Genomic DNA, 17,156 nt, shown 5'->3' on the forward strand with positions numbered 1-17,156 from the left:
TTAATCCCCCTCGACCGGTTGTGCGCCCATGCGCTCGCGGTATTCCAGCTCGAATTTCCGCCGTAGCAACGCGCCCGGATCGTCGGGCACGCGTTGCAGATTGCGGCGCACATCGTTGGGCAACTTCGCGAGTGGATCATCGCTGTCGACCACACCCAGCTCATGTGCTTGCGTGGTGGCCGTCTTTGCTTGCTTGCCAGCCAGCGCCTGATTCATTTGCGCTTGCAAGCCCTGTTGCGCTTTTGTCGCCTGTGCGCGCTCGCTGCTGGATGTAGGCGCCGGCGAAGATTTGGACTCCTCCTGCGTAGCTGCACTGTTGGCGTCACGTTGCGTTTGCTGATCGTTCGCAGACGATTGCTGAGACCCGTTTTGCTGATCACCTTGAGGTTGATCCTGGCCGTTTTGACCTTGATTTTGCTTATCTTGCGCACCCTGCTGGCCAGCACTTTGTTGCTGCTGACCCGACTGGCCTTGCTGTCCGGACGACTGCCCGTTCTGGCCGCTCTGATTGTTCTTCCCGCTCTGCCCGCCAGATGGCTGTTTTTGCTGTTGCGATGATGCGTTTTGTTGCTGCTTGCGCATCGCTTCCTCAACCGTTTTGCGATTGGCTCGCGCATCTTCGTTGTGCGGATCCAACTGCAATGCACGATCGTACGCCTTGAGCGCATCCGGATAGCGGCCTAGTTTGGCGAGCGCGTTGCCAAGGTTGTATTGCGAGTCGGCGCCTTTGGCTTGCTCCAGAGCTTGCGCCGCTGCGGCGTAATCCTTGGCGCGATAAGCGGCAGCTCCGCGCCACGATGGATCCTCAGCCAGTTGCCGTGCCTTGGCTGCATCACCTTGCCGCAACGCACTTGCCGCCTGCTGATCGGGACGCTGCCACCAGTCCTGCCAACCCGACGCCTTCGCGCTGGTGGGCAACATGGGCAGCAACACCAACGGCAACACCAAGACCCAGCCACGGCGAAACGCCATGGCAGCAACTAGCAGCAGCGGCAGCAACAACCAGGGGCCGCGATCCTCCCATATGTCGCTGCTTTGCCCATTCGCAATCGACGCACGCTGCGTTGGCTGCAACAAAGCATGCAATGCCGCAACATCATCGCCATCCGCAGTCATGGCCATGTAGTGCCCGCCACCCGCCTCGGCAAGTGCACTCAGGTGCTGATCGTCGCGGCGGGCCACAACGATGTTGCCTTGGTCGTCGCGCACAAAAGCACCGTCAGCTTGCGAGACCGGAGCCCCCTGCGATGTGCCGATGCCCAACACGGACACGCGTACACCGGAGGACCATGCTGCACCGGCTGCCACCTGTGCAGCGGTATCAGCATCATCGGTAATCAATACGATCGAACCGTTACCCAACTTGGCGTCGTGAATCAGCTTCGCGCTTTGTTCAATGGCCTGTGCCGCGTTGTCACCATCCACCGGCATGACATCCGGTGACATGGCATCCAGCAGCGCATCCAGGCTATGCGCATCGCTGGTGAGCGGCGCTACGACGAAGGATTGGCCGGCGTAACCAATCAAAGCGTTCAATCCATCCTTGTTCGCCACCAGCAAGTCGCGCGCCTTGTAACGTGCGCGCTCGATGCGGCTGGGTGGCATATCGCGCGCCAACATGTGTTGCGACAGCGAAATGGCGACGACCTGCACGGCACGGTCAGCAAACATCGGCTCGGTAACGCGACTCCACGTCGGACCTGCCAGGGCCAACATGCCCAAAACCCATCCCAGCGCAAGCAAACTCAACGGCCAACGAGCATGGCGTGCCTTGCCGCTGACGAGATGCGGCAGCAACTCCGGATCTGCTAGGCGGCTGAGCGCGCGATGGGAAGCATCACCGCGCGCACCCAGCCACAGCAGCAGTGGCAATGCCAAAAACCCCAGTAGCCACCCGGGCTGCAAAAAATGAAACTGATGCAAGGCCTCGCTCACACGCCCATCCCCTTCCAGCGTGGCCACAACAAACCCAGCAACAGACAGGCTCCGGCTATCGCCAACGGCACGCGGAACAATTCGTGATGCAAACGGAAGCTGGGACCGTGCTCCGGCATGGGCTCCAACGCATCGATCGCACGGTAAGCATCAGCAAGCTGATTGCCGTCGGTGGCGCGATAGAACTGACCGCCGGTTTCGTGCGCGATATAGGTGAGCATATCCGCGTCCAGATCAGCCGACGGATTCACCACGCTGTCACCGAACAAGCCAGGGACGACCATGCGCGTAGCGCCGACGCCGATGGTGTAGATGCGCACGCCGGCGGCTTTGGCGGCCTGTGCAGCATCCTGCGGCGAGATGCTGCCGGAATTGTTCACACCATCCGTCAGCAGAATCAGCACCCGCGCCTGCTCTGGCAAAGCAGCCAGACGCTTTACTGCAACCGCGATTGCATCGCCGATCGCGGTTTCCGTGCCCGGCAAACCCACGACAGCACTCCGCAATTGCGCCCGCACTGAGTTCAAATCGTAAGTGAGCGGTGTCACCAAAAACGCGTGCGTGCCGAACAACACCAGGCCAAGTTCATCGCCGCTGCGGCGAGATATGAAATCGCCCGCGATAGCCTCCACCGCACCGAAGCGGCTAAGTTGCTGGCCGCCCAGCACCATGTCAGGCGTTTGCATGCTGCCGGAAAGATCGACAGCCAGCATCATTGCGCGGCCACTGTGTGTCTGTGCCTGCGGCGGTCCTAACAGCTGTGGCCTTGCGGCGGCAACGAGCAAGCTCAGCCAGCCAAGCGCCAGCAACCACGGTGCTGCGCTAGATGCAGATACATGTTGCCCCACGCTCCACGACAGCGAAGTATGCGGCAAGCGCAACGCTTGACCGGGCGACGCGGGTTTCAATAGCCACCAGGCCACCCATGGCAGCGGCAGCAACACGAACACCCAGGGCCACGCGAATTCAGGCACGCCCCATCTCCATCGGCTTCATGCGCCGCCATGCAGCTTGCAACCAACGGCGTACGGCTTCTTCGACCGCCGCTCGATCGAACTCGGCGTGCGGTTGATACATTCTCGCTTCCAGTGTCATCAACGTGTCGAGTGTGACATCGTCCACCGATACCTGCGCCAGCACGTGACGCCAAGGCTCGCCTTGCACATGGTGCGCATCTTCGGCGTAACGCCACGCGGCGCGACGCAAAAGTTGGTGTAGCGCAGTGGCGTACGCAGCATCATTGTGAGCGTGGCGATCGGCGAGCCGTCGCACCTCTGCCAGCACGCGCTCCCGCCAAACCCGGGCACGACGTGCGCGGCGATAAAGCAGATATCCCAATACGGCAGCTGCGCAGACAATGGCAACCAGCACCCACCACCCCGGTGCCGGCGGCCACCACGGCGGATTAGGCGGAAGATGGATGTCTCGCAACGGGAGACTATCCGCCGTTTGCGGAAAATGCCCCCTCATCGCGACCTCCCGCCGTTGTGGAGCAAGGCAGCCACGGCATCCAGCGGATCACCAGCGGTGTCGATGACGCGATGAGGAATACCCAGCGATCTCGCCATAGCAGACAGCCGAGCCTGACCCTCGCCCAGGCTTTGCTGGAATGCTTCGCGTTGGGACGAGGAGTGCAGCGCAAGCTGGCGGCGTTCGCCACCCTGTTCGATCGGATAATTTCCCGCTGGAACTGCCTGCAATTCCAGCGCGTCGGCAACGATCAACAGGCGCACCGCCGTATGTCGCATCATTTCGAGCAAGCGATCGCGAGCGGCTTCATCGCTGCTTTGTCCGTCGCTAATGAGCAATGCGCGATTGGCGCCTTGCTGCAACTTGATCACATGTTGCAGTGCCTGCGAGAGCGGCTGGCTTTGCCTGGATGGCGTGGCATCGCACTTGCCTAGCATGCCGCACACGTCCAACGCGCCACGTGCGCCGCCACGCGGGCGCTGCAGATAGTAGCCTTCGCCGAACGCCACCAAGCCGATGCGCTCACCTGCTTTGACGGCGTACCAGGCAGCCAGCGCCGCAGCACGTGCTGCCTGCACGGACTTGAAGCGCGCACGGGTGCCGAAGCGCATGCTTGGGTTATGGTCGAGGAGAATCAGCAACTGCCCTTCGCGCTCTTCCTGGAACAGCTTCGTGTGCAAACGACCGCTGCGAGCGGTCAACCGCCAGTCCAGGCGACGCACATCATCGCCAGGTTGATAGGCACGCGACTCGGCGTAATCCATGCCGCGGCCGTATAGACGGCTGGATTGCGCGCCGATCCGCGTAGCGCGGCTATCTTGCGGCGGCACGCGCAAACGTGCGACGCGACCGCGCAAAGCAATCAATTCCTCTAGTGATACGCGGACGCGCCCATCGCCATCCACGTGATGATCGATCACGGCGTTCACGGCAATGGAACAAGATCCAGCAAACGGCCGATGACCTTCTCGCTGCGGATGCCTTCGGCTTCCGCCTCATAGCTGAGCAACACGCGATGGCGCAGCACTTCGTATACGACAGCGTGCACGTCTTCCGGCAACGCGAAGTCGCGACCGCTCAACCATGCATGTGCGCGAGCACAACGATCCAACGCAATAGTCGCTCGAGGACTGGCGCCCCAGGCGATCCAGCGTTTGAGCTCCTGTCCATAACGACCGGCATCGCGTGTTGCGAGCACCAATTGCGTCAGATATTGCTCCAACGCAGGCGCCACGTGGACGTCCAATACGGATGCACGGGCAGCAAATACATCTTCCTGCGAGACCAACGCAACAGCCGGAGTAGCTGCATGCGCAGACTTGCTGGCCTGCTCCCGCGCAAGGCGCAGAATCGCCAGTTCCGCTGTGGCATCCGGATAGCCGATCGTCACGTGCATGATGAAGCGATCAAGCTGCGCTTCCGGTAGCGCGAAGGTACCTTCCTGTTCGATCGGGTTCTGTGTCGCCATCACCATGAACAGGTCTGGCAGATGCCAGGTGTTGCGCCCTACGGTGATCTGCCGTTCCGCCATGGCCTCGAGCAGAGCCGATTGCACTTTCGCCGGCGCGCGGTTGATTTCATCGGCCAGCACAATGTTGTGGAACAACGGACCACGCTCGAACTCGAAACTGCCCGACTGCGGCCGAAATACATCGGTGCCGGTGAGATCGGCGGGCAGCAGATCAGGCGTGAATTGCACGCGATGGAAATCGGCATCGACACGGCCGGCCAGCGCTTTGACCGCTGTAGTCTTGGCCAACCCTGGCGCGCCTTCCACCAGCAGATGGCCGTCCGCCAGCAGCGCGATCAGCAAGCAATCGATCAGCCTCGGCTGACCGATGATGTGCTGTCGCAGATCATCGCGAAGACGTGAAAAAGCTTGCTGCAGATGCCCGGGCGTGGGGATTTGGGGCATGTCCATCCGAAAATCCTGTACTGCTTGGTGGGTGTGAGACCACAGGTAGGTAGGAAAGTTTGGCCCCAGAGCCTGTCTATGATCTCTGTGTGGTTCGTGTTGTGCCGGAGTGGCCACCGCACTACCACCTGGCGGCCACTTCGGCGCAACGCGGGTTGCGCAGCGATCATAGACAGGCTCTTACTGCGCTGCAAAGAAAAAGGGGCGGCACATCGGCCGCCCCTTCTTTACTGCTTGAATCCGCGCTTATTGCAAACTGTCACTGAGGATGCGCGGGGTGACGAAGATCAGCAGTTCGTCCTTGTCGTTGATGCGCTGCGTATTGCGGAACAGGAAGCCTACGCCCGGGACATCACCCAGCCACGGCACCTTGTTGATGGTGTCACTCTTGCTAATTTCATAGATGCCGCCCAGCACTACCGTCTGACCATCGTCCACCAGCACCGAGGTATTGAGCGAGCGCGTATCGATGACTGGCACCTGGCCGCTGCCGGGAACCGTGATGTAGCGGTTGAGCGAATCCTTGTTGACGTTGATCGCCAAGAAAACGCGGTTGTCAGCAGTAATGGTCGGTGTGACCTTAAGTTCCAGCACGGCGTCCTTGAACGCTACCGTAGCGGTACCGGTTGCACCGCCGCCGCTGGAGGTGTTCTGGTAGGTGACGTAGCCAATTTCCTGACCCTGGCGAATATCTGCCTCCTGCTGGTTGGCCGTGATCACGCGCGGACTGGAGACAAGCTGGCTGCGTCCTTCGGCCTGCGCAGCGGACAATTCCAGGTCCAGTGCGTAATTCTTGCCAAGAATGGCGGCAGCAATGGTCGAAGCGGTGCCGGTGGCGGGAGTAGCCGGAAGGTTGACTTGCTGAAGATTCTGCAGACCGTTGTATGTAGTGGTCGTACTAGTGCTCGACAAAAGGCCGCTACCCACTGAGAGCGTCTGGCCACTCGGATTGACCTTCCTACCACTTACACCCCATTGAACACCCAGGTCACGTTCGAATTGATCCGTCGCGATCACTATGCGTGATTCAATCAGCACCTGCTGTACGGGACGATCCAGCTGAGCAACGAGCGCACGCAGTTCAGTGGTCTTTTCCGCGGTGTCGTTGATCAACAACGTATTGGTGCGCTGGTCGAAAGTGACACTGCCACGCGGCGAGAGGAAGCCGCGGTGCTGACCCGCCGCACCACTCGCACCGCCACCACCACCCGCACCTTGCTGTGCGCCGGTCGTCAGCAGCTTTGCGATATCCGACGCCTTGCCGTAGCTGATCGGAACATACGTCGTGATCAGTGGCGCCGTGTCTTGTGCCTTGAAGCGCGCATCAGCCACACTCTGTTCGTAGTCAGCCAACTCCTTCTGCGGCGCGATCCAGATCACGTTGCCATCGCGGCGCTTGTCCAGGTCCTTGGCACGCAGGATCACATCGAGCGCCTGATCCCACGGTACGTTGACCAATCGCAGCGTGACGCTCCCGCCCACGGTGTCCGAAGCCACCAGGTTCAGACCTGATACGTCAGCCAGCAATTGCAGGGCCGAGCGCACGGGGATGTCCTGGAAGTTGAAGGTCACGCGGCTGCCCGTGTAGACCGGTTGCGCTTCGGACCCTGGGTTGGTGTTCTTCGAATCTTGCTTTTTCGGTGTGACTTCAACAACGTACTGGTTGCCCGTCTGGTACGACGAAGTCTCCACATCTCCGCTGATGGCAATGTCGATGTGCGCACCATTCGGCGTGGACTTCGGCGAGATCGACTGCACCGGCGTGGCGAAGTCGAGCACGTTCAAGCGCTGCGCCTGGCCGGCCGGCAGTTGCGCGTTGGTGATGTCCACAGAAAGGTTGCCGTTCTGGCGATGCATATTCGCATTCGCGCCGGCTCCGCTGAAGTTGATCAGCACACGGCCCGAACCATTGCCGCCGCGCTGGAAGTCGATGTTGCTGATGGCCGGACCGGTCATCGCCGACGGCAGTGCCTTGGAAGGATCGATCGTGGCCGCCGTGGTCACTGGCTGCGACTGCGTGCCGTTGTTGACCACCAGCACCAGGCTGTTGCCTTCAACGCTGGACCTGTACGACGAAGCCTGCATCAGCTCGACGACGACGCGGGTGCGCCCGCCGGCCGCTACCGCCGACACGCCCGTGGTGGTCCCCACGCCGATGTCCTGATGACGAGCGGCGTCATTGGTGGTGTCCGGAAAGTCGATCGCGATGCGCGGCGGCGTTTCCGTGGTGAAGATGTTCGGCCGCGGAACCTGGCTGCTATCGAAGTTCATACGGACTTCGACGCGACCACCCGGCAGGCTCTTGTAGGTGATGTTCTGCAGCGTGCTGGCTGCTGCGGCGGCGTTCGCCCAAGCAACTCCGCCGAGAACCATCACGGTCATCAGGCAACGGCTGGCCAGGTGCATGGCACGACTCCGGACTGTTTTATTGAGATTCGTCATTGCATCAGCCCCTGTATTCCTATTTCGCCTCAAGCGCGATGCTGGCCGGACGTTCCATCCAGCCGCCATTGCCGTTGGAAACCAATTCGACCAGGTCGATGTGATCACCGGTGATTGCGGTGACGCGTCCGTAGTTTTCGCCCATGTATTCGTTGGTGTGCACGCGATGAATCACTCCGCCAGGATCTTTGATGAGTGCTTCCATCGTCGCAGCAGCACCGATCGTGCCAACCATCTTCAAGCTATCCAGCGAGTAGGCTTCGAGCGGTTGTCTCGGACGACCTTCATCCGGCCGCGGACCGCTGCCCTGACTCAATTCGTCCTGGCTTGGGCTGAACGGGTCGCGCTTGTCCTGATCGCTGTAATTGAAAGTCTCGAAGGTCTTGATCACGGGCAATGCCGGGATCGGCGCGCCGCGCTTGGCCTTCTCTTGTGCGACCCAATCGCGCAGGTCAGACATGCCGCGGGTACAACCACCGAGTACGAGCGCGGTGGCAATCACCAGTGTCAGTTTCATCAGCCGGGCCGGCTTCATGACAGTCGTGACTCTCATTTCCGGCCTCCGGGCTTCTTCGTCTTGCCCGCATCGCTGGTCTCGGAATCCTCGAGGTAGCGATAGGTCTTCACCGTACCCTGCAGCACCAGCAATTGGTTGGAAGCCGGCTCGGCGCCTTTAGCCGGTGCATTGAGCGGGGTCAGCGACACGTCATGCATGGTCAGGATCACCACCCGCGGCAACGAAGCCACACCGCTGATGAAAGCGCCGAACTGGTGATACGTGCCGACCATCTTCAACTGGATCGGCTTCTCCGCGTAGAAGTCCTTCGGGATTTCGGTACCCGGCTGGAACAATTCCTGCTGCAGGCCAGCCGACAGCGCCGTTTGCGATACATCCACCAGCAATTCCGGCATTTCGGTCCTGCTGGGCAGCTGACGCAGCAGCTGGCGCAGCATATCTTTCATCTCATCCAGCTGCTGTTGCAGCGCTTCGAGATTGACCGACTTGGCCTGTTTCTCGGAGAACTCTTTCTTAAGCTGTTCTTCCTTGTTGGCCAACGTTTGCAACTGGTCCTGCTGGTCATTGACCACCACGTACCAGCCGACCACCATGATCACCGCGAACAGGATCACCGTGAAGAACGTCTTGACCGATTTCGGCCAGCCGCCGATGTTGTTGCGGTCGAGACTGCGCAGATCGTCAAAGAGTTTCATCAGTGCGCCCCTCCCTTGGCTGGTGCCATGCCCGGATTGACCGGTGCATGTGCCGTTGCAGGGGGTGTCGTTGCGGCAGGTGTGACCTGCCGCGCTGGTGCTTGCGGCGCCGGTACGGCTGCAGGAGCGGCGGCACTCGTGCTCGACGAAGCAGGTGCGGAAGCCCCCTGTCCGGCGGCGCTGTCATCCTTCGGCTTGGAAAGCGCCACGGTCAGGCCGAAGCTGTAAGGCATACGCGAGGCGTCGTGGCTGTTCTCGGTCTTGCTGAGGTCGGACTGCCCCATCCACGGCGAGGTTTCGATGTTACGCATGTACTCGGCGACGCTGGCGTTGGATTGCGACACACCGCCCAACACCATCTGGTCGCCGTTTTGCTTAATCGAGGTCAGACGTGCGCTGCCAGGAATGGTCTTCACCAGTTCGTCGAACAGATGCACCATCTGCGAACGATTCGCCTGCAACTGCTCGATGATCTGCTTGCGTGCCAGCAACTGCGCGCGCACTTTTTCCAGATCCTGGATCTTGGCCAGGCGCGCATCCACCTGCTTGATCTGATCCTGCAGGTAGGCATTGCGGTCATTCTGGTTGTCGATGCGCATATCCATCCAGAACCACCACAGGAACATCACGCCGACAGCTGCCAGCGCTGCAGCGCCAAGCTGCATGAAGAATTCGCGCTGGCGGATCTTGCGGCGTTCGGCACGCCACGGAAGTAGGTTTATGCGTGCCATCAGTCGAAACTCCTCATGGCGAGTCCGACCGCGATCATCAGCGCAGGGGCATCTTGCGTCAGCGACTGTGCCTGCACGCGATTGGATAGCGACATGCGCGCCAGCGGATTGGCCACCACGCAAGGCAGGCCCAGCTGCTCCTCAAGCATCGAACTGATGCCTTCGATCGAAGCGCAGCCACCGGCCAGCACCACCTGATCGACCTTGCTGAACTCACTGCCGGCGTAGAAGAACTGCAGCAGGCGGCTGATCTGCTGTACCAGCGACTCCTTGAACGGCTGCAGCGCTTCGGTTTCGTAGGATTCCGGCAGACCGCCCTTGCGCTTGGCGCGTCCGGCTTCCTCATAGGAAAGGCCGTAGCGACGCATGATCTCGTCGGTAAGCTGCTTGCCGCCGAACACCTGCTCACGCGAGTAGATCGTGCGCTGATTCTTGAGCACCGAAAGCGTGGTCATGGTCGCGCCGATGTCGATCACCGCCACCAACGCGTCGCGCCCAACATTCAATTGGTCGGCGATCAGTGCGAAGGCGTTTTCCATCGCGAACGCTTCTACGTCGACGACTGCCGCAGTGAGACCGCCGAGGTCTAACGCGGCCACACGCATGTCGACGTTTTCCGTACGCGAAGCGGCCAGCAGCACGTTGTTCATTTCGGGGTTGTCGCGCACCGGCCCGAGCACCTCGAAATCGAGGCTTACTTCCTCGATCGGGTACGGGATGTATTGGTTCGCTTCGACCTGAATTTGACCTTCCAGGTCTTCATCTGACAATTCGGCCGGCATCGGTACGATGCGTGTGATCACCGCCGAGCCAGCCACCGCTGCAGCGGCGTGCTTGACCTTTGCGCCGGAGCGTGCGAGCGCGCGGCGTACCGCTTCGCCCACCGCCTCGACCTCGACGATGTTCTTTTCCACGACCGCATTCGGGGGCAGCGGCTCGATCGCGTAATGCTCCACGCGATAGCGACCCCCTGCTTGGCTGAGCTGCAGCAGCTTGACGGCGGTCGAACTAATGTCGACACCGACCAGCGGCGGCTTCTTGGGTGTAAAGAGCCCCACGATGACTTCCCCCTTGACCCCTGGCGCTTCCGCCAGATACTGGCAGGATTGCCGGGCCATTAGATCCAAAAATTAATGCAATAGCAACGGCCTACGCGATCTTCTTCGAGACTTTTGGCGTGATGGCCTGCACATTTGGACCAACCCGCCCTGGATGCCGCGATTAAGGTTTTGCTAACCCGTTGCTGATGCCCCACATACTGCAACATCTATACTTTGGTCTGTTTTGACTCAAGTCTCGCTACAACAACGACATGACGAGAATTCTGAAAGCCCTTTTGCGCTGGCTGCTCATCCTGGGCTTTAGCGGTCTCCTGCTAGTCACGGCAGCCATCGGGGTAGCTTATTGGCTGGTCTCCCCGCGTATTCCATCGGTGGATGTCCTCAAGGATTACCACATGCAAGTTCCGCTCCGAGTGTTGACCTCGGACGGCAAGTTGATCGCCACCTTCGGGGAAACGCGGCGCATTCCGGTTCCCATCGAGCAGGTGCCTGATCTGCTCAAGCATGCGGTACTGTCAGCGGAAGATGCTGATTTCTATAAACATCCCGGCGTTGACTGGCGCGGCGTCATGCGCGCCGGCCTGCACGTTGTGGCCTCCGGCGGCAACAAGACCCAGGGCGGATCCACCATCACCCAGCAGGTGGCACGCAATTTCTTCCTGAGCCCGGAAAAGCTCTATTCCCGCAAGCTGATCGAAATGTTCATTGCCTTGCGCATGGAGAGCACCCTCAGCAAGGACCAGATCCTGGAGCTCTACATTAATAAGATGTTCCTGGGACACCGCTCCTACGGCGTCGCGGCGGCGGCCGAGTACTACTACGGCAAGCGGCTGGACCAGCTCACCGCATCACAGTGCGCGGCCATCGCCTCTACCTTCCAGCTCCCTTCGGCGGTGAACCCGCTAACCAATACCCAGCGCCTGATCGCCCGCCGCAACTGGGTCCTGGGCCAGATGCTGGAACACCGATACATCAATCAGGCGCAGTACGAACAGGCCATCAACGCACCCGACGACGCCAGCCCGCATGAGCAGCCGGTCCAGGTGGATGCACCCTATTTGGCTGAAATGGCACGACTGCAGGCCTTGGAACGCCTAGGCAATGACGCGCTGACCGAGGGCTACGTCGTTAAGACCACCTTGGTCAGTACCCGACAGCAGGCGGCAGTTGCAGCGGTACGTGACGGCCTTGCGATCTATGACCACCGCCACGGCTGGCGTGGCCCCGAGGCCCATGAGGAACTGCCCTCGGGGGCGGGCGACACCGATTACAGCAACCTGCTCTCCAGCTATATGGATGTGGCCGGCCTGACGCCCGGCCTGGTGATCGCATCGTCCGCCAGCGAGGCTTCGGTATTCCTGCAGAACAAGCAGGTGATCAGGCTCGATCTCAAGGCCATGGACTGGGCCCACCCATACATCAATGAAACCCGCGTGGGTGCTGCTCCCACCAAGGTCGACGCGGTGCTTAAGCCCGGCGATATCATCCGCGTCATCCATGATGACAAGGGTGACTGGCAGCTCACGCAGATTCCGAAGGCGCAAGCCGCGCTGGTGTCGCTGGACCCGGAGAACGGCGCCATCCAATCGCTGGTCGGTGGTTTCAACTTTCAGCGCAGTAAATTCAACCGCGCGGTAATGGCCGCGCGGCAGCCGGGCTCCAGTTTCAAGCCGTTTATTTATTCGGCAGCGTTCGAGCGCGGCTACACGCCGGCCTCGATCATCAACGATTCGCCCATCGCCCTGCCCGACCCCTCGCAGCCGAACGGACTGTGGACGCCAAGCAACGATGACAACAAGTTCTCCGGCCCGATCCGCTTGCGCGAAGCGCTGATCGAATCAAAGAACCTCGTCTCGGTGCGCCTGCTCGATTCGATTGGCGTGCGTTACACGCGCGATTACGTCACGCGCTTCGGCTTCCCACCCGATGCACTGCCGAACAATCTGTCGATGGCGCTAGGCACCGCCTCCGTGTCGCCACTCAGCATGGCGCGCGGTTTTGCCGTGTTCGCCAATGGCGGCTATCTGATCACACCCTTTTTCATCAACGAAATCGACGATCGCGATGGCAAGCCGGTGTATGTCGCCAATCCGGCGCGCGCCTGTGCGGATTGTTCGGAACGCCTGCTGCAGAACAGCCCGCCTGCACCGCCTCCGGCGAACATGCTCACCAACGGCGTGTCGCCCAGCTCGCCCAACGCGCCCGCCCCGGCGAGCAGCGTAGCGATGGCCGGCGAAACGGCCCTGCCGGCCGACGTGCACAACAGCGGCAAGGCTCCGCCGGTACTGGCACCTCATGTGATCGACATCCGCAACGACTATCTCGTCACATCGCTGATGAAAGACGTGATCCAGTCGCCCATGGGTACCGGCTACGCAGCCAAGGCACTCAACCGTGACGACCTGGCCGGCAAAACCGGCTCCACCAACGATCATCGCGATGCGTGGTTCGTCGGCTTCAACGGCGATCTATCGACGGCCGTGTGGGTAGGCTTCGACGATTTCACGTCGTTGGGCAAAGGCGAATTCGGTGCCAAGGCGGCGTTGCCGATCTGGATCGACTACGTGGGCGACGTGCTGAAGGGCGCACCGGGAAAGAGCCTGCCGATGCCGCCAGGCATCACCACTACGCTGATCAACCGCGAAAGCGGCTGGCCAACATCCCAAGGTGATCCCAATGCCATGCAGGAAATTTTCAAGGTGGAAGACATCGATCGCCTGCACAACCAGGCACAACAGCAACAAAACCAGGATCAAGAGCAGACTAACGATATCTTCTGATTTTCCGGTAGTCTTGCGACGGACGATGTCACCGAGGGCAGCAACATGGCACGAGGCGAACACCATCGCATCCACGCGCAGGATCGAGTGCAACGCACCCGGTTACGCGTCGCCCAGGAGGCGGCGCGCCTGATGAGTGAACACGGCATCCGCGACTTCCACCGCGCCAAGCGCAAAGCCGCCGAACGACTGGGTGTACTGGACGAGCAGGCGCTTCCCCGTAACCACGAAATCGAACAGGCGCTGCGCGAACACCAACGCCTGTTCCAAGCCGACAGCCAACCGCAATTACTGCGCGAAAGACGCGAAGCAGCCGTCGAAGCCATGCGCTTCCTGGAGCGCTTTGAGCCGCGCCTGGTTGGCGCGGTCCTGGAAGGCACAGCCGATGCACATTCGGCAGTGTGCCTGCACGTCTTCAGTGACGATCCAGAAGCGGTCGGCATCTACCTGCGTGAACACGGCGTGCCGTTCGAAACACAGACCCGCCGCTTGCGTATTACTCGCGACGAACAAGTCGAGTATCCAGTACTGCTGTTCGCCGCCGACAAGCTTCCGTTCGACATCACCGTGCTTCCGCACAACGCACTCAGGCAAGCACCGCTCGATCGCGTCGACGAGAAACCGATGCGCCGCGCATCGCTGGCGTCGGTGGAGATCATGCTGGCGGAGGAAAGCGAAGAGCAGGATGAGTTCGAACGTAAGCTGGCTGCAGCTCTCAAATAGCTCTCAATTTCGCCAACTTGCAAAAACAAAACGCCCGGGCATGCCGGGCGTTTTCTTATTCACGACGAACAGCTGACTCAGCGTTTTTCGATGCTCGCGTAGTCACGCTTGTCCGCACCCACATAGAGCTGACGCGGACGACCAATGCGCGAGCCAGGCGTTTCATGCTGCTCGATCCAGTGAGCGATCCAGCCGGCGGTGCGCGCGATAGCGAACATCACGGTGAACATCTCTGTCGGGATGCCCAGCGCCTTGTAGATGATGCCGGAGTAGAAGTCGACGTTCGGATACAGCTTGCGCTCGACGAAGTAGTCGTCTTTCAACGCAGCCTCTTCCAGCTTCATTGCAACATCGAGCAACGGATCGTTGACGCCGAGTTCTGACAGCACCTTGTGGCACATCTCGCGGATGATCTTCGCGCGCGGGTCGAAGTTCTTGTACACGCGATGGCCAAAGCCCATCAGGCGGAAGTTGTCGTTCTTGTCCTTCGCGCGCTTGACGGCGGTTTCAACCTTGTCGGGCGAGCCGATCTCCTCGAGCATCTTCAGCACGGCTTCGTTGGCGCCACCGTGTGCCGGACCCCACAGCGCAGTGATGCCGGCAGCGATGGACGCATACGGATTCGCACCGGTGGAGCCGACCAAGCGCACCGTGGACGTGGAAGCGTTCTGTTCGTGGTCGGCGTGCAGGATGAACAGAAGATCCAGCGCCTTGGCGCAAACCGGGCTAAGTTCCAGCGGCTCGCTCGGCACCTCGAACATCATGTGCAGGAAGCGATTGACGTATTCGAGGTTGTTGCGCGGATAGCGGAACGGCCAGCCGATCGAGTAGCGATAGCAGGCAGCGGAGATGGTCGGCATCTTCGCAAGCAGGCGGATTGCGGCGAGCTTGCGGTCTTCCGGATTATCGACGTCCAGATCATCGTGATAGAACGCCGACAGTGAAGCCACCGAGGCGGCCAGCATGGCCATCGGATGGGCGTCGTGGTGGAAACCCTGGAAAAAGTTCTTGTGCGACTCGTGCATCATCGTGTGATGCGTGATGTCGTTTTCAAAGCCAGCAAACTGGGTCTTGTTCGGCAGCTCGCCATTCAACAGCAGATAGGCCACTTCGAGGAAGGTCGACTTTTCGGCCAGCTGCTCGATCGGGTAACCGCGGTACATCAGTACGCCCTCGTCACCGTCGATGTAGGTGATGGCGCTCTTGGTACTGGCGGTGCTGCCGTAACCGGGGTCGTAGGTGAAATGCCCGGTGTCCTTGTAGAGCGGGGCAATGTCGATACAGGCGGGGCCAATCGTGCCGCTCAGCAAGGGGAGTTCGCTGCTGCGGCCGTTGGACTCATCAACCAGCTTGACGGATTTGGAATCGGACACGGAAACCTCCTACGCAATGGGTCGCCACCGGGGCAACCGCAAAACGGCAACCAGCCGGCGAAGGAAAACGCGCATCGACGTGGGGAAGCGGCGATGCATCCCATCCATTATCGCACATCACATTACAAACGATCCGATGGCGCATGGTCCGATTGACAGTCGCGAAAAAGCACAAGGCAGGCGCGAGGCCTGCCTTGTGCGAAATAACTGGACCTGCCGGCGTCGGCAGTTCGCGGAGAATTACTTCTGCGCGTAACGGCGACGGAACTTGTCGACGCGGCCACCGGCGTCAATCGTCTTCTGCTTGCCGGTGTAGAACGGGTGCGAATGGCTGGAGATATCCACCTTGATCAGCGGGTACTCGTTGCCGTCTTCCCACTTGATGGTTTCCTTGGCGGCAATCGTCGAACGCGTCAGAAACGCGAAGTCGGACGAAAGATCCTGGAACACCACCTGACGGTAATTCGGATGGATATCGGGCTTCATGACGGACTCAAAGCTTGCGTGAAAAGAGCGGTATTGTATCGACGCTCCTTAGGCCCGGTCAAGCTACTGCTCAGCCCCCAACGCCCGTCGCACCATCGCGGCGAATTTCGCCTGGTCAAGTTCGAGCACCACATTGGCCTGGGCTCGCAGACCAAGTCGCTTGCCCCAGTCCACCACGGTAGCGCCGCGGGTCAGGCGACCGTCCAGCTCCACGCCCACCCAGCGGCGCTCGCTACGCGCGACCACAGAGGGATCGATGGCCACTGCCATCGCCAGCGCATCGGCAGCGATGATGCCGCGCCGTTCGCGCTTGCGATTGGTCTCGCGGGCCACCTGGAACACACGGCCGAAGAACTCTGCCCGATGATCGCCGGCAACCAGCCACTGATCGAATTCGTCCTCGTCGAAGGCATGTCGCAGAGTGAGTTCCCAATCGACCAGATCGAAGTTGGGAAAACTTTCGAACACTACGTGCGCGGCCTCGGGATCGAAACCGATATTGAATTCAGCCGGTATCCGACCGGTATTGCCGTGCCCAGTCACCGCACCGCCCATCACTACCAAGCGCTTTACGCGCTCGGGCAGCGAAGGATCCAAACGCACCGCCAACGCCAGATTCGTGAGTGGCGCCAACGCCACCAAGGTTATTTCGCCAGGATGTTCACGCGTGAGGCGCAGCAAGGCGAGTGCGGCGTGCTCGTCTGCTATCTCGGTTTTGGGTTCGGGAAATCCCACGTCGCCCAGACCATCATGCCCGTGCACAAACGCCGCGTCTTCCTCCGGCAAGCGAACGAGTGGCGTGGGGCATCCAGCGAACACCGGTGTAGACGCACCCACCACATCCACCAGCGTGCGCGCATTGCGCGTGGTATGCGCAAGACCAACATTGCCCGCAGCGATGCTGAGACCAAGCACGTCGGCGTGTGCATGCGCCATCAGAATGGCAAGGGCATCGTCGACACCAGGATCGGTGTCGATCAGAAGTTGAGGCTTGGTCATGAGCGTCATTGGATTCGAGGAACGACAAG

The 17,156-nt window shown here is 60.6% G+C and carries 15 protein-coding genes; 2 read left to right on the forward strand and 13 right to left on the reverse strand.

Annotated features, from left to right (window positions below; all coding sequences use genetic code 11):
* From QQJ86_RS06680 to QQJ86_RS06725, 10 genes are all read right to left on the reverse strand, one after another.
* Nucleotides 1–1,935, reverse strand: a complete 1,935-nt coding sequence (locus QQJ86_RS06680; protein WP_284320133.1) for a tetratricopeptide repeat protein — start codon at nt 1,933–1,935, stop codon at nt 1–3.
* Entirely contained in the window at nt 1,932–2,909 is a 978-nt protein-coding gene (locus QQJ86_RS06685) for a VWA domain-containing protein (protein ID WP_284320134.1), read from the reverse strand. The genes QQJ86_RS06680 and QQJ86_RS06685 overlap by 4 nt, the downstream gene beginning before the upstream one ends.
* Nucleotides 2,902–3,405: a DUF4381 family protein gene (locus tag QQJ86_RS06690; RefSeq protein ID WP_284320135.1), complete on the reverse strand. Its 504-nt coding sequence runs from the start codon at nt 3,403–3,405 to the stop codon at nt 2,902–2,904. Before QQJ86_RS06690 ends, QQJ86_RS06685 begins: the two co-directional genes overlap by 8 nt.
* Nucleotides 3,402–4,334: a DUF58 domain-containing protein gene (locus tag QQJ86_RS06695; RefSeq protein WP_284320136.1), complete on the reverse strand. Its 933-nt coding sequence runs from the start codon at nt 4,332–4,334 to the stop codon at nt 3,402–3,404. The genes QQJ86_RS06690 and QQJ86_RS06695 overlap by 4 nt, the downstream gene beginning before the upstream one ends.
* Nucleotides 4,331–5,326 carry an AAA family ATPase gene (locus QQJ86_RS06700; RefSeq protein WP_284320137.1) on the reverse strand — a complete coding sequence of 332 codons (996 nt, stop codon included), beginning with the start codon at nt 5,324–5,326 and terminating at the stop codon, nt 4,331–4,333. The genes QQJ86_RS06695 and QQJ86_RS06700 overlap by 4 nt, the downstream gene beginning before the upstream one ends.
* A 240-nt stretch (nt 5,327–5,566) precedes the next feature.
* Nucleotides 5,567–7,726, reverse strand: a complete 2,160-nt coding sequence (locus QQJ86_RS06705; RefSeq protein ID WP_284320138.1) for a type IV pilus secretin PilQ — start codon at nt 7,724–7,726, stop codon at nt 5,567–5,569.
* A gap of 55 nt (nt 7,727–7,781) precedes the next feature.
* Nucleotides 7,782–8,315: a pilus assembly protein PilP gene (locus QQJ86_RS06710; protein ID WP_284320139.1), complete on the reverse strand. Its 534-nt coding sequence runs from the start codon at nt 8,313–8,315 to the stop codon at nt 7,782–7,784.
* Nucleotides 8,312–8,974 carry a type IV pilus inner membrane component PilO gene (locus QQJ86_RS06715; RefSeq protein ID WP_284320140.1) on the reverse strand — a complete coding sequence of 221 codons (663 nt, stop codon included), beginning with the start codon at nt 8,972–8,974 and terminating at the stop codon, nt 8,312–8,314. Before QQJ86_RS06715 ends, QQJ86_RS06710 begins: the two co-directional genes overlap by 4 nt.
* Nucleotides 8,974–9,705 carry a PilN domain-containing protein gene (locus QQJ86_RS06720; RefSeq protein ID WP_284320141.1) on the reverse strand — a complete coding sequence of 244 codons (732 nt, stop codon included), beginning with the start codon at nt 9,703–9,705 and terminating at the stop codon, nt 8,974–8,976. Before QQJ86_RS06720 ends, QQJ86_RS06715 begins: the two co-directional genes overlap by 1 nt.
* A complete protein-coding gene (locus QQJ86_RS06725; protein ID WP_284320142.1) occupies nt 9,705–10,763 on the reverse strand; it encodes a pilus assembly protein PilM in 1,059 nt (352 codons plus the stop codon). The genes QQJ86_RS06720 and QQJ86_RS06725 overlap by 1 nt, the downstream gene beginning before the upstream one ends.
* A 398-nt stretch (nt 10,764–11,161) precedes the next feature.
* Here QQJ86_RS06725 and QQJ86_RS06730 point away from each other — a divergent pair, with 398 nt between their 5' ends.
* Nucleotides 11,162–13,546, forward strand: a complete 2,385-nt coding sequence (locus QQJ86_RS06730; RefSeq protein ID WP_479724084.1) for a penicillin-binding protein 1A — start codon at nt 11,162–11,164, stop codon at nt 13,544–13,546.
* A gap of 45 nt (nt 13,547–13,591) precedes the next feature.
* Nucleotides 13,592–14,269, forward strand: coding sequence for a hypothetical protein (locus tag QQJ86_RS06735; RefSeq protein WP_284320144.1), 678 nt, complete (start codon nt 13,592–13,594; stop codon nt 14,267–14,269).
* A gap of 77 nt (nt 14,270–14,346) precedes the next feature.
* Here QQJ86_RS06735 and QQJ86_RS06740 read toward each other — a convergent pair whose 3' ends face one another.
* The 3 genes from QQJ86_RS06740 to QQJ86_RS06750 form a co-directional block, all read right to left on the reverse strand.
* Nucleotides 14,347–15,642 carry a citrate synthase gene (locus QQJ86_RS06740; RefSeq protein ID WP_284320145.1) on the reverse strand — a complete coding sequence of 432 codons (1,296 nt, stop codon included), beginning with the start codon at nt 15,640–15,642 and terminating at the stop codon, nt 14,347–14,349.
* A gap of 240 nt (nt 15,643–15,882) precedes the next feature.
* Nucleotides 15,883–16,128, reverse strand: coding sequence for a type B 50S ribosomal protein L31 (locus tag QQJ86_RS06745; RefSeq protein ID WP_284320146.1), 246 nt, complete (start codon nt 16,126–16,128; stop codon nt 15,883–15,885).
* 63 nt (nt 16,129–16,191) lie between these two features.
* Nucleotides 16,192–17,127 (reverse strand): nucleoside hydrolase, encoded by a 936-nt coding sequence (locus tag QQJ86_RS06750; RefSeq protein ID WP_284320147.1) that lies wholly within the window; start codon nt 17,125–17,127, stop codon nt 16,192–16,194.
* Nucleotides 17,128–17,156 lie beyond the last annotated feature (29 nt).

Source organism: Dyella acidisoli (assembly GCF_030160295.1).
Lineage (GTDB): Bacteria > Pseudomonadota > Gammaproteobacteria > Xanthomonadales > Rhodanobacteraceae > Dyella_B > Dyella_B acidisoli.